The sequence below is a fragment of the Ralstonia sp. TCR112 genome (assembly GCF_007997035.1).
GTDB lineage: Bacteria > Pseudomonadota > Gammaproteobacteria > Burkholderiales > Burkholderiaceae > Ralstonia > Ralstonia edaphi.
In genome coordinates this window covers 23,142-36,283 of record NZ_VOSS01000052.1, presented here as the reverse complement: position 1 = coordinate 36,283, position 13,142 = coordinate 23,142, and the positions used below count along the sequence as shown (strand labels likewise).

The following is a 13,142-nucleotide window of genomic DNA, read 5'->3' as shown; positions in this document are numbered from 1 at the left end:
CTACCGCCACCGCAACCGATACCGAATCGCCAGGAGACTCCCATGAGCGCCGTTGCTTCCCTCGCTTCCGCCAAGCCTGCTGCACAGCAGGACACCCCGCCCACCGTCAAGCTGCTGATCGGCGGCGAGTTTGTCGAATCGCAGTCGAAGGAATGGCGCGACATCGTGAACCCCGCCACGCAGGAAGTGCTGGCGCGCGTGCCGTTTGCCACGGCCGACGAAGTGGACGCGGCCATCCGCTCCGCACATGCGGCGTTTGCCACGTGGAAGAACACGCCGGTCGGCGCGCGCATGCGCATCATGCTGAAGTTCCAGGCGCTGATTCGCGAGCACTCGCCGCGCATCGCCCGCACGCTGACGGCCGAGCAGGGCAAGACGCTGCCCGATGCCGAAGGCGACATCTTCCGCGGGCTGGAGGTGGTGGAGCACGCGTGCTCGGTGGGCTCGCTGCAGCAGGGCGAATTTCTGGAGAACGTGGCGGGCGCGGTCGACACCTACACGCTGCGCCAGCCGATTGGCGTGTGCGCGGGCATCACGCCGTTCAACTTCCCGGCCATGATTCCGCTGTGGATGTTTCCGATGGCGATCGTGTGCGGCAACACGTTCGTGCTCAAGCCTTCGGAGCAGGATCCGCTGTCGACCATGCAGCTGGTTGAACTGGCGCTCGAGGCCGGCGTGCCGCCGGGCGTGCTGAACGTCGTGCACGGCGGCAAGGACGTGGTGGATGCGCTGTGCACGCACGAACATGTGAAGGCGATTTCGTTTGTCGGGTCCACCGCGGTCGGCACGCATGTCTATCGCCTCGGCAGCGAGCACGGCAAGCGCGTGCAATCGATGATGGGCGCGAAGAACCACGCCGTGGTGCTGCCCGATGCGAATCGCGAGCAGGCCATCAATGCGCTGGTGGGTGCGGCCTTCGGCGCGGCGGGGCAACGCTGCATGGCGACCTCAGTCGTCGTGCTGGTGGGCGCCGCGCAGCAGTGGGTGCCGGACCTGATCGCCAAGGCAAAAACGCTCAAGGTGAATGCCGGTGTGGAGCCGGGTACCGATGTCGGCCCCGTTGTCTCGCGTGCCGCCAAGCAACGCATTCTCGGCCTGATCGAATCGGGCGTGCAGCAGGGCGCGACGCTCGCACTCGACGGCCGCAATGTGCGCGTCGCCGGTTACGAAGACGGCAACTTCATCGGCCCCACGGTCTTTACCGACGTGAAGACCGACATGGACATCTACACCAACGAAATCTTCGGGCCCGTGCTGCTGGTGCTGACGGCGCCCACGCTGGACGATGCGATTGCGCTGGTCAATGCCAACCCGTTCGGCAACGGCGTGGGCCTGTTCACGCAGAGCGGTGCGGCGGCGCGCAAGTTCCAAAGCGAGATCGACGTTGGGCAGGTCGGTATCAACATTCCCATTCCGGTGCCCGTGCCGTACTTCAGCTTTACCGGCTCGCGCGGCTCCAAGCTGGGTGATCTGGGCCCGTACGGCAAGCAGGTCGTGCAGTTCTATACGCAAACGAAGACGGTCACGGCGCGCTGGTTTGACGACGCGGTCGATGCCGGCGGCGTGAATACCACCATCAGCCTGCGCTGATCGCACCGGGAGCGTTGTCATGAAAATCGCATTCATCGGCCTGGGCAACATGGGCGCCCCGATGGCGCGCAACCTGCTCAAGGCGGGCCACGCGCTGACCGTCTTTGATCTGAATACGCAGGCCGTGGGCGCGCTGGTGGAAGCCGGTGCCATGGCCGCCGCGTCTCCCAAAGACGCTGCGACAGGCGCGGAAACCGTGATCACCATGCTGCCCGCCGCCGCGCATGTACGCCACGTGCTGACGGCGGAAGACGGCGTGCTGGCGGGCATTGCCAAGGGCGTGCCCATCATCGATTCGAGCACCATCGACCCGGCCAGCGTGAAGGCGTTTGCCGCGCTGGCGGCCGAGCACGGCAACACCTTTGTCGATGCGCCGGTCTCGGGCGGCACGGGCGGCGCGGCGGCCGGCACGCTGACGTTCATGGTGGGCGGCACCGCACAGGCGTTCGAGCAGGTGCGTCCGGTGCTGTCCGCCATGGGCAAGAACCTCGTGCATTGCGGCGACACCGGCGCGGGCCAGGGCGCGAAGATCTGCAACAACCTCGTGCTCGGCATCACCATGGCCGGCGTGGCCGAAGCCATGTCGCTGGGCGAAGCGCTGGGCATCGACCCGAAGGTGCTGGGCGGCATCATCAACACGTCGACGGGCCGGTGCTGGAGTTCGGATACCTACAACCCGTTCCCGGGCGTGATCGAGACCGCGCCGTCGTCGCGCGGCTATACGGGCGGATTCGGTACCGACCTGATGCTCAAGGATCTGGGCCTGGCAGGCGATGCGGCAAAGTCCGTCCGTCAGCCGGTCTACCTGGGCGCGTTGGCGCAGCAGCTCTATCAAACCGTGAGCAGCAAGGGCGATGGCAAGCTGGATTTCTCCGCCGTCATCAAGCTGTATCGGAAAGACGGAGCGGCGTGATGATCGAACTGGAAACGCTGCATGAGGGCACCGTTGCGGTGCTGACGCTCAAGCGTCCGCCGGCCAACGCGTTCACCCCGGAAGGTCTGCTGCAGCTGCAAGGCACTGTCGAGCGATTGAACGCCGATGCACGCGTACGCGCCATCGTCGTCACGGGCCACGGGCCGAAGTTCTTCAGCGCGGGCGCCGACCTCAACACCTTTGCCGATGGCAATCGCGATGTGGCGCGCGAGGCCGCTGCACGTTTCGGTGCCGCGTTCGAGGCGCTGCAGAATGCGCGCCCGGTGGTGATCGCTGCCATCAACGGCTTTGCGATGGGCGGTGGCCTGGAGTGCGCGCTGGCATGCGACATCCGCATCGCCGAGCCCCATGCCAAGCTGGCCGTGCCGGAGACGGCTGTCGGCCTGCTGTGCTGCGGTTGCGGCACGCAGACGTTGCCATGGCTCGTGGGTGAAGGCTGGGCCAAGCGCATGATCCTGACTGGCGAGCGCGTCGACGCGCAGACCGCCCTGCGCATCGGCCTGGTGGAAGAGGTGGTGGAAACGGGCGCTGCTCGCGAAGCCGCCATCGCCATGGCGCTGCGGGTGACGACGTTGAGCCCGCAGGCCGTCACCTTCAGCAAGCAGCTGATCCATCAGGCGCGCAATGGCGTGCCGCGCAGCGCGGCGCTGGCCGTGGAGCGCGAGCGCTTTGTCGATCTGTTCGACCACCCGGACCAGCGCGAAGGCGTGAACGCCTTCCTTGAGAAGCGCGCGCCGCGCTGGCATTCCACACACGAATCGGAGACGCTGCAATGAGTGCCGTCCAACTGCAGGCGGCGCCGCCCGAGGCCGCCGCTGCCGAGCCCGAGGTGTTGATGCGCGTGGTGAACCGCGTGGCCGTCATCACCTTGAACCGGCCGTCTGCGCTGAATGCGCTGTCGCACGGCATGGTGCGCCAACTGGCGACGCTGCTGGAGCAATGCCGCCATGACGACGGCATCGCCGCGCTGGTGCTGCGCGGCGCGGGCCAGAAGGGCTTCTGCGCCGGCGGTGATGTCCGCGCGCTCTATCAGCTTGCCCAACAGGGCCGCATGGACGGCGACGACGGCTGGCTGCAATTCTTCGTCGACGAATACCGGCTCGACTACGCGCTGCACCAGTTTCCGAAGCCCATCGTTGCGCTGATGGATGGCATCACCATGGGCGGCGGCATGGGCCTTGGGCAAGCCGCAAGGCTGCGTGTCGTGACCGAGCGGACGAAGATGGCGATGCCCGAAACGCGCATCGGTTTTCTGCCCGACGTGGGCGCCACGCGCTTTTTGAGCGTGATGTCGCCCGAGCTTGAGCTGTATGTCGGTCTGACAGGCGTGACGCTGACCGGTGCCGATGCGCTGCATTGCCACCTGGCCGATGTGTGCGTGCCTGCCGAATGGCTTGCCTCGTTCGAAGACCGGCTGCAGCGCATGCCGCACGATGGCGACCTCATGCAAGCGCTGCGCCGCGTGTTCGAGCCGCCGTGCAACGTCGTTCCGCACGCGCCGCTCGCGCAGGCGATGCCATGGGTGCTGCGCTATTTCGATCGGCGTTCTTCGGTCGATCGCATTGTGGCCACGTTGCGAGAGAGCCTTGAGCGCGAATCGGCACGCGAGCCGCGCCAGTGGCTGCAGGCGACGCTTGACGCCATGACCACGCATTCGCCGACGATGCTGCACGTCACGCGCGAAGCGTTGCTGCGGGGCCGGCAGTTGTCGCTGGCGGAATGCTTCCAAATGGAACTGGGCATCGTTGCGCGCGGAATCCAGGAAGGCGATTTCTGCGAAGGCGTGCGCGCGCATCTGGTGGATAAGGATCACCGGCCCGGCTGGGCGCCGGCCACGCTGCCGCAGGTGCGGCCCGAGCGAGTGCGGCATTTTCTGACGTCGCCCTGGCGGGCGGAGGCGCACCCGTTGGCGGGGCTTGGTTGAGTCGGGGGGAGCGGCGCATGGGCGACACGCGCTGCGCTGGAGGCGGCGCATTCAGTTGCAGGCGCGTACGCAGATGGGATTGAAGCCTGGTTGAATTCTCCGCCTGCCAACCCGCATGGCAGCTCGGCTTCGGTGCCCGGCGTCAGACGGTTGTCACAATCGCGGTGCTAACTGGACGGATGCTTTGCCACTCCCCAGGAGGCTCCCATGGCGACATCCGTCGATTCATTTCAGGTGAAGGTGTATCAGGGTGACAGCGCCGTGCTGTTCGCCTTTGATGTGGCCGATGCCGATCGCGCCGATCTGGCCGGTTTTGCCATCCAGTGCACGCCGCAGGGCGGGGCGCCTTACTGGGTGCCCAACCGGCTCACCTTCGACACGCCCATCCATGCAGATGCGCCGCTGAAGGCCGGCCACTATGCCGATTCCATCGACGCGCCGTTTCAGTCGTTCCACTGGGTCCACTTTCCGCCGCATGCCGCCGCGCACCTGACTTACACGGTGCACGCGCGCTACTTTGTGTCGACGAACCCTGTGCAACTGGAGACGCGCGCCACGCGCACCGTCACCGCCACGCTGCAGCAGCCGATGAGCGATTGGGCCACCGTGGGCATGGTGCGCGGCTATGTGTCGTCGCAGGCGTTCATCGATCACTACGGCGGCAACACGGCCTTGGCGCCGGACAAGCGCGCGCAGACAAAGTCGCCGCTGCTGTATGACACGCAGCCGTATCAGAACAAGTACGCCTACCTGGGCGCCACGGGCCGCCGTCTCATCATCGATCTGCTGAATCAGTGCCACGCGTCCGACGGTTACGGCATCGACGTGCTGGCCTATGACCTGGACGAGCCCGACATCATCCGTGCGATTGCGTGGCTTGCGCAAAACGGTCGCAAGGTCCGCGTGATTCAGGACAACTACGTCGGCACCGGCGCCAGCCCGACCGGCCACGGCACCGACAACGCGTTTGAGACGCAGGCGACTGACTACTTCCGGCAAGCCGGCGCGGATGTCCGCCGCACCCACCTGGCGCGGTTCCAGCACCACAAGGCCATCTTGCTGCGTGACGCGGCTGGCAAGCCGGTGCGCGTGCTGGCCGGTTCGGCGAACTTCTCGCTGCGCGGCTTGTACGTGCAGGCCAACAGCGTGCTCGTATTCGAGCAAGACGTTGCGCAGTTGTATGCGCAGGTGTTCGAGCGTCTGTGGGGATGGATCGGCCAATACGGCGAAAACGCTGCCGGCAGCCGCAAGGTGGCCGCAGCGTTCCGTGCCGATGCGCTGGCCGCCAGCTGGCAGGCGGTGCCGCAAGGCAGCACGCCGCGTGCGCGCTTCGGCTTCTCGCCGCATCAGACCGATGCGTTGCTGACGGAGGCGGCTGACCGCGTGAAGGGCGCGCTGTCGTCCGTGCTGTTTGCGGTGATGGCCACCGATGGCGGCGGCGAGATGCTGACCACGCTCGAACAGGTGGTGCCGCACAAGGCTGGGCTGCTCTCGCTGGGCGTGATCGACAAGCAGGGTGGTGTCGACGCCTTTGCGCCGGGCCGCGATGTACCGTCGCAAACCGTGTCGTTCGCGTATTTGAAGGACGAAGCGCCTGCGCCGTTCAAGCAGGAAGTGGATGCCGGCACCGGCCAGCACATCCACCACAAGTTTGTCGTGTGCGATTTCAATGGCGATGAGCCGGTCGTGTTCTGCGGCTCGTCCAACCTGTCAAAGGGCGGGGAAGAGCAGAACGGCGACAGCCTGATCGCCATCTACGATCCGGTCATCGTCACGGCCTATGCGATCGAGGCCATCCGCCTGTTCGACCACTACCGCTTCCGCGCGGGGGAATCGAAGGCCACGGCTGACAAGCCGCTGGTGCTCAAGCCGACCGGCGCGTGGGCCGACCCGTACTACGATCCGCAAAACATCAAGTTCACGGAGCGCACGCTGTTCGCCAAGTCGGGCACAGCGCAGGAGGCGGTGGTCGCGTGACCGATGCCGGCGGCGGTGCGTGCAGCCTTAAACGCGCCGCTGCCGGTCGCCCCACCACGCGTCGCGCAGCCGGCGCTTGGCGATCTTGCCGTTGTCGTCGCGCGGCAGTGCTGTGGTGAATTCGATGTGGCGCGGGATCTTGAAGCCGGCTATCTGGCCGCGCAGCCACTCGATCACGGGCTCGGGCTGCAGGTCTGCGCGTTCGGTCTGTACCACCGCGACGAGGCGCTCGCCGTATTCGTCGTCGGGTACGCCAAAGACGGCGCAGTCGACCACATCGGGGTGGCGCAGCAGCGCATGTTCGATCTCGGCCGGGTAGATGTTCACGCCGCCCGAGATGACCATGTCTGATGCGCGGTCGCATACGTACAAGTAGCCGTCCGCATCGAGGTAGCCCATGTCGCCGAGCGTGACGAGGCCATCGCGCTCGGCCTTGCGGCGTGCCTCGTCATTGCCGCGATAGGTGAAATCGGGGTAGGCGGGCTGGTGGCTGTAGATCAGACCGATCTCGCCCGTGTCGCACGGCGTGCCGTCTTCACGCAGGATGCGCACGCGCGCGTCGCACACCGGGCGGCCGGCGCTCCCTGGGCGGGCGGCTGCGTCGCGCGGGTCCATCACCGTGATCATGCCGGTCTCGCTCGACGCATACGTTTCATAGATGACGGGGCCAAGCCAGTCGATCATCCTGCGCTTGATCTCGGGCGCGCAGGGTGCGCCGGTGGACGCCACGAAGCGCAGCGAAGACAGGTCGTAGCGGCTGCGTTCTTCGTCCGTCAACTTGAGCAGGCGCACATACATGATCGGCACGAGGTAGACGGTGTCGATGCGGTAGCGCTCGATCTGCTCGAGCACGCGCAGCGCATCAAAGCGCGCGTTCACCACCAGCAGCTCTGCCATCTGCGCGGCCTGCTGTGCGAAGAGACTCGGCGCGCTGTGATAGAGCGGCGCCGGCACCAGCGCGCGGCAGCCCGGCACGATACCGAACGTGGCCGCCACCACGGCGCGCGCCTTCTGCAGATGCGCGTCGAGCTGGTCGAGCGGCACGGCCTGGCGCACCACGCCCTTGGGCCGGCCCGTGGTGCCTGAGGTATAGGCCATGTGCCCGCGCGGCGATACCAGCGGCCCGTCGTATGGCGTCTGCAGCGCCAGCCAGTTGGCATAGCCGTCGGCACGGTCGGTGCCTTCGGCGTCCACGCGCAGCAGCTGCACATGAGCGGGCAGCAGCGGTTCGGCCGCGTCGACGAGATCGCGATGGCCGATCAATACCTTGGCGCCCGAATCGCGCACGAGAAATTCCACCTCGGCCGGCGTGAAGTGCCAGTTGATCGGGCAGAAGTAGCACCCCGCGATGCGGCAGGCGTGCATCACATCGATGTAGGCGGGCGCATTGCGCAGCAACACGCCGATCACGTCGCCCTCCTGCACGCCCATGCGGCGCAGACCGCCGGCAAGGGCGGCGCCGCGGGCGAGCAGCGTATCGGCATCGGTCGGGCGATCGTCGAAGATCAGGTGGGCGGTCATGCGTGTCTCCTGCGCGGGGTCTCTGGTGGACGGCTGCTGAATCCATGCAGCATGCCGGATCGAGCCGTATTGAACAATCCACGGTGAATTGCGCACACTGGTGAATGTCATTGGACAACGCACCGCTTGGCAGCGGGAGCCAGCCACCGGAATGATGCGGCACGCCGGAGCCCGAAAAGACCGTCCGGTGTGATGGCAGGGCGGGCGTTTTTCCGGGTGGTGCGCGATTGTGCCCGGTTGTGACCACGACGGCCTTCAGGCACAATGCGCAACCTTGTGGAGATGGCATGCCTCCCTTAACCGCCGGGCTGCGGATGACGCGTCCGGCTGATGATGCCTACAAGTTCCTGGACGAAGGAAGTTGTAGGCACACGCCCAAACGACGTTCTGTCGCTCAGGTTTGAGTTCTTCGAATCTGGTCATCATGAAGAAAATGGTTACACGCTCCGAGCCGCTGCTCATGTTCGGGTATCTGCTGCGCTGGCTCTCATTGGGCGCGCTTGTCGGCATGCTGGCGGGCTTGGGCTCCGCGGTATTGCTGCTGGCGCTGGACTGGGCCACCGACACGCGCACCGCCCATCCTTGGCTGCTGTGGTTCCTGCCCGTGGCGGGGCTTGCCGTCGGGTTGCTCTATCACTACACCGGGCGCTCGGTGGAAGGGGGCAACAACCTGCTGATCGACGAGATTCACGACCCGAAGCGCGTCGTGCCCAAACGCATGGCGCCGCTGATCCTCCTGGGCACGGTTGTCACGCATATTTTTGGTGGGTCGGCGGGGCGTGAAGGCACGGCCGTCCAGATGGGCGGCAGCTTTGCGGACTACCTGACGCGGTTGTTCTCGCTGGCCCCGGCGGACCGGCGCATCTTGCTGATGGCGGGCATCAGTGCGGGTTTCGCGTCGGTGTTCGGCACGCCGCTGGCCGGCGCCGTGTTCGGGCTGGAGGTGCTCGCGATCGGCCGTCTGCGCTATGACGCGATCCTGCCGTGCTTCATCGCGGCCATCGTGGGTGACCTCGTGCCGCCGTTGCTGGGCGTGCACCACACGCCATATGCGATTCCGTTTGTGCCGCATCTCACGCCCATCGCAATCGCCCTGGTCGTGGTGGCGGGCATCGTCTTCGGCTTGGCGGGCATGACGTTCGCGGCGCTCACGCACCGGCTCAGCCGCGTGTTCAAGCATCACATCGCCTTCGGGCCGCTGCGTCCGGTGTTGGGCGGCAGCGTCGTCGTGGCCGCCGCCATGGCGCTCGGGACGGACAAATACCTCGGTCTTGGCATTCCCGTCATCGTGGATGCGTTCCACACTCCGCTGCCGGCGTACGACTTTGCCGGCAAGGCGGCTTTCACCATCGTGACGCTGGCGTCCGGTTTCAAGGGCGGCGAGGTCACGCCGCTGTTCTACATCGGCGCCACATTGGGCAATGCGTTGGGTTACGTGTTGCCGCTGCCGTTCCCGCTGCTGGCGGGCCTCGGGTTTGTTGCCGTGTTTGCGGGCGCAGCCAATACGCCCATTGCGTCGACCTTGATGGCGATGGAACTCTTCGGCCCCGAAGTCGGCACGTTTGCCGGCATTGCCTGCGTGGTCAGCTATCTCTTCTCAGGCCACACCGGCATCTATCATGCGCAGCGCATCGGCCATGCGAAGCGTCCTACCGAAGCTGCGCCTTCACATCAAACACCGTAGAAGCGTTCGCACAACGCCGCGCTTGCGCCGAGCTTGCGCGACAGCTCGGACGCCGCCTGCAACTGCTTCGTGACGACATCCCCTGACGTGCGCGCCGCTTCCAGCCGTGAAGCTGCGCCTGACAGCGTCAGCGCGGCCATGAACTTGTCGCCGGAACCGAAGATGGGCGTGGCAAACGCCGCCGTATGCTGGTCGCGCGCGCCAGAGGTGAACAGCGGTAATTCGGGGGTGCCGTCATACAGCGCTTCACCCAGCCCCCAATAACGCAGCACGTGGCTGATGGCGGTGTCGTCCAGCGGCAGCGACGTGCCGGGCAGGCGGGTCTCGCGCAGGCCTTCGGACGGCTCGGCGCGGAACAGGCACAGCCGCCGGCCGTGATCGACGACGTAGTACGATGCGCTCTCTCGCGTGGCCGCCGCCAGCGCGTGCAGCACCGGTTCCACCACGGACGACAGGTGGAACGACTGCTCGTAGAGCTTGCCGAGATACAGCAAGCGTGGCCCGAGCGAGTACGCGCCGGATTCGGAGCGGATGACATAGCTCATGCGCTCCAGCGAGTTCATCAGCCGATACACCGTAGTCTTGTGCATGCCCGACGCTTGCGCCAAGGCCGCGAGCGACAGGGCTTCCGCCCCCGGCTTGAAGCAATCCAGCAAAGCCAGCGCCTTTTCTACTGCGGCAACGCCGTCATTCCCCATTTCCGAATCCCCGAACTCCGAATGACGCGATTGTACTATGTACAACGCTGTTGTATCTGTCGGAAGGGTAAACGCCAGTAGATCGACCCGCTTGCCGTGGCTATAGTGATTTCACTGAGTACACCATTGTTTTACCCAGTAAAACATCATCGTCTGAGGCAGGTTTTTTCATGAGTATCCCTTCGCATAACACTTCCGCCATCGTTCGCGATATCGAGCGCGTTTCGCCCGCGTTGGTCGAGGCGGCTGCCCGCTTCCAGGCGGCCATCTTGGCTGACGTTGCCGGCCGCCGCGGCACCCTGAACTGTCGCGTCAAACCGCTCGCACCGACCATGAAAGTGGCCGGGCCGGCCGTCACGGTGGAGGTGCGCCCCGGCGACAACCTCGCCATCCATGCCGCCCTCGCGGTCGCCAAGCCCGGCGATGTGATCGTGGTGGACGGCAAGGGCGACCAAAGTTGCGCGCTGATCGGCGAAATCATGGCCACGCAGGCGCAGGCCACCGGCATCGCCGGGTTTGTCATCGATGGCGCGGTGCGCGATTCGCACGAGCTGGCGCACGGCACGTTCCCGGTTTTCTCTGCCGGCTTGAACCCGTGCGGGCCCACCAAGAGCGTGGCCGGCCGCGTGAACCTCCCCGTGTCCGCCGCCGGCGCGACGGTGCACCCCGGTGACTTGGTGGTGGGCGATGCAGACGGCGTGGTCGTGATCCCGCGTGCCGATGTCGAGCGCATTCTCGTGCTCGCACAGAAAAAGGTGGACGCCGAAGCGGCCCGCATTGCGGCGATCCGCAAGGGCGATACGCGCCCCGGCTGGCTCGAGAAAGAACTGCGCGCGGCGGGCATGCTGGCCGAAGGCGAGGCACTGTAATGAGCACGACTGCAACCAAGCCCGTCCTGCTCGTCACGGCAGCTGACTTGGCGCCGCAAGCAATGGAGATGCTGGGTGATTTCGAAGTCGTGTTTGCCGGCAAGCAGCCCACCGAAGAGGACATCCTCGCGCTCTGCGCACGGCACAAGCCGGTGGCGATCATCGTGCGCTACGGCAAGGTCAACGCCCGCATCATGGATGCCGCCGCCGGCAACCTGCAGGTGATCTCAAAGCACGGCAGCGGTATCGACGTCATCGATCAGGATGCCGCCGCGGCGCGTGGCATCGCGGTGCGCGCTGCAGTGGGGGCCAATGCCGCGGCCGTGGCCGAACATGCGTGGGCGCTGATCCTGGCGTGTGCCAAGTCTGTCCCGCACCTCGACGCGCGCATGCGTGCGGGGCATTGGGACAAGGCGACGCACAAGTCAGTCGAACTGGATGGCCGCACGCTGGGCCTGGTCGGCCTGGGCGCGATCGGCCGCCGGGCTGCCACGATCGGGCTGGCGTTCGGTATGAATGTCATCGCCTTCGACCCGTACGCCAAGGAGACGCCGGCAGGCGTCAAGCTGGTGAGCCTTGGCGAGTTGTACGCGCAGTCCGATGTGGTGTCGCTGCACTGCCCGTTGACCGCCCAGAACCGCAAGATGCTGAACCGCGACGCGTTCAACTGCTTCAAGCCCGGCGCGATCCTGGTCAACACGGCGCGCGGTGGCCTCATTGACGAAGCCGCGCTGGTGGAAGCGCTGGCCACTGGCCAACTCCGTGCAGCAGGGCTCGACAGCTTCGGTGTGGAGCCGATGACGGTGCCGCATCCGTTCCAGGGTATTGCGAACATCATTCTGTCGCCGCACGTCGGCGGCGTGAGCGACGCGGCCTACGTGAACATGGGCAAGGGCGCGGCGGCCAATGTGCTCGCAGTGATCGAGGAACGTGCCCGCACGGCGGCGTGATGTCCATGTTCCTGCTCTCGCCACCGGCGGTGCGTGAAGCCGAAGTCTTCACGCGCATGCCTGCCAGGTTTCGCAAGCCCGATGTCCAGACGGAATGGGCGCGCGCCAATCGCGGCGGGCAAGCCACCGACTCGTTTCTGGAAGGACCGGTGTGGTGTCCGGACGGCCGCGGCCACGGTCATCTGTACGTGACCGATATCCCGCACGGCCGCGTCTTCCGCATCTCGAAGGCGGGCGATTGGGAACTGGTGACCGAATACGACGGTGAGCCCAACGGCATGAAGTTCGTCGACGATGCGCACCTGCTCATCACCGACTACCGCAACGGGCTGATGCTGCTCGACATCAAGCGTGGCGAAGTCACGCCGTATCTTGAGCGCCGCAACTCCGAGCGCTTCAAGGGCGTGAACGACCTGACGTTCGACTCGCGCGGCAACCTGTACTTCACCGACCAGGGCCAGACGGGGCTGCAAGACCCGACGGGTCGCGTCTATCGCCTCTCGCCGGAAGGCAGGCTCGACATGCTGCTCGGCAATTGCCCCAGCCCCAACGGGCTTGTGCTGTCGCCCGACGAGAAGGTGCTCTACGTCGCCATGACGCGCGGCAACTGCGTGTGGCGTGTGCCGTTACAGGCCGATGGCTCCGTCAGCAAGGTCGGCCAGTTCTTTACGTCGTACGGCCCGAGCGGCCCGGATGGTTTGACGATCGACACGGCGGGGCGGCTGTTCGTGGCCAACCCCGGACTCGGCCGCGCATGGGTGCTGAACCACCGTGCGGAGCCGGACCTGGTCTTGACCAGCCCCGAAGGTGCATCGCTCACGAACCTGTGCTTCGGTGGCCCCGAAATGAAGACGCTCTTCATGACCGAATCGGTGTCCGGCACGGTGCTCAGGAGCGAGATGGACATCGCCGGCCCGCTGCCGCATCGGGCAAGGCAGACCCAAGCAACGCCCTAGCCCAGCTCATCGATACCCGACCCTGAGCGCTCATAGAAG

The 13,142-nt window shown here is 66.0% G+C and carries 11 protein-coding genes and 1 riboswitch; of the genes, 9 read left to right on the top strand and 2 right to left on the bottom strand.

Annotated elements, in window-relative coordinates; all coding sequences use genetic code 11:
* Positions 1-42 precede the first annotated feature (42 nt).
* The 5 genes from FUT88_RS14790 to FUT88_RS14770 all read left to right on the top strand — a co-directional run bounded on the left by FUT88_RS14790 (position 43) and on the right by FUT88_RS14770 (position 6,425).
* A complete protein-coding gene (locus tag FUT88_RS14790) occupies positions 43-1,590 on the top strand; it encodes a CoA-acylating methylmalonate-semialdehyde dehydrogenase (protein ID WP_147216220.1) in 1,548 nt (515 codons plus the stop codon).
* Between the two features lie 19 nt (positions 1,591-1,609).
* Positions 1,610-2,503: a 3-hydroxyisobutyrate dehydrogenase gene (gene mmsB, locus FUT88_RS14785; protein WP_062738782.1), complete on the top strand. Its 894-nt coding sequence runs from the start codon at positions 1,610-1,612 to the stop codon at positions 2,501-2,503.
* Positions 2,503-3,300, top strand: coding sequence for an enoyl-CoA hydratase (locus FUT88_RS14780; RefSeq protein WP_147216219.1), 798 nt, complete (start codon positions 2,503-2,505; stop codon positions 3,298-3,300). The genes mmsB and FUT88_RS14780 overlap by 1 nt, the downstream gene beginning before the upstream one ends.
* Positions 3,297-4,448, top strand: a complete 1,152-nt coding sequence (locus FUT88_RS14775; protein ID WP_147216217.1) for an enoyl-CoA hydratase/isomerase family protein — start codon at positions 3,297-3,299, stop codon at positions 4,446-4,448. The genes FUT88_RS14780 and FUT88_RS14775 overlap by 4 nt, the downstream gene beginning before the upstream one ends.
* Before the next feature lie 207 nt (positions 4,449-4,655).
* Positions 4,656-6,425: a phospholipase D-like domain-containing protein gene (locus tag FUT88_RS14770; protein WP_147216215.1), complete on the top strand. Its 1,770-nt coding sequence runs from the start codon at positions 4,656-4,658 to the stop codon at positions 6,423-6,425.
* A gap of 27 nt (positions 6,426-6,452) precedes the next feature.
* On the opposite strand, the gene FUT88_RS14765 is transcribed toward FUT88_RS14770, so the two are convergent.
* Positions 6,453-7,946, bottom strand: coding sequence for an acyl-CoA synthetase (locus FUT88_RS14765; RefSeq protein ID WP_147216213.1), 1,494 nt, complete (start codon positions 7,944-7,946; stop codon positions 6,453-6,455).
* Between the two features lie 269 nt (positions 7,947-8,215).
* Positions 8,216-8,293, top strand: a riboswitch (Fluoride riboswitch).
* Between the two features lie 77 nt (positions 8,294-8,370).
* Between FUT88_RS14765 and FUT88_RS14760 the strand changes: the two genes are divergently transcribed.
* Positions 8,371-9,630: a voltage-gated chloride channel family protein gene (locus tag FUT88_RS14760; RefSeq protein WP_147216211.1), complete on the top strand. Its 1,260-nt coding sequence runs from the start codon at positions 8,371-8,373 to the stop codon at positions 9,628-9,630.
* Here the strand turns inward: FUT88_RS14760 and FUT88_RS14755 are convergent.
* Positions 9,618-10,328: an IclR family transcriptional regulator gene (locus FUT88_RS14755; protein WP_147216209.1), complete on the bottom strand. Its 711-nt coding sequence runs from the start codon at positions 10,326-10,328 to the stop codon at positions 9,618-9,620. The genes FUT88_RS14760 and FUT88_RS14755 overlap by 13 nt on opposite strands.
* Before the next feature lie 170 nt (positions 10,329-10,498).
* Here FUT88_RS14755 and FUT88_RS14750 point away from each other — a divergent pair, with 170 nt between their 5' ends.
* The 3 genes from FUT88_RS14750 to FUT88_RS14740 are packed head-to-tail and all read left to right on the top strand — an operon-like array spanning position 10,499 to position 13,103.
* Entirely contained in the window at positions 10,499-11,197 is a 699-nt protein-coding gene (locus FUT88_RS14750) for an RraA family protein (protein WP_147216207.1), read from the top strand.
* Positions 11,197-12,147 carry an NAD(P)-dependent oxidoreductase gene (locus FUT88_RS14745; protein ID WP_147216205.1) on the top strand — a complete coding sequence of 317 codons (951 nt, stop codon included), beginning with the start codon at positions 11,197-11,199 and terminating at the stop codon, positions 12,145-12,147. The genes FUT88_RS14750 and FUT88_RS14745 overlap by 1 nt, the downstream gene beginning before the upstream one ends.
* 5 nt (positions 12,148-12,152) lie before the next feature.
* Positions 12,153-13,103 (top strand): SMP-30/gluconolactonase/LRE family protein, encoded by a 951-nt coding sequence (locus tag FUT88_RS14740; RefSeq protein WP_147216248.1) that lies wholly within the window; start codon positions 12,153-12,155, stop codon positions 13,101-13,103.
* The last annotated feature ends 39 nt before the right edge of the window (positions 13,104-13,142 follow it).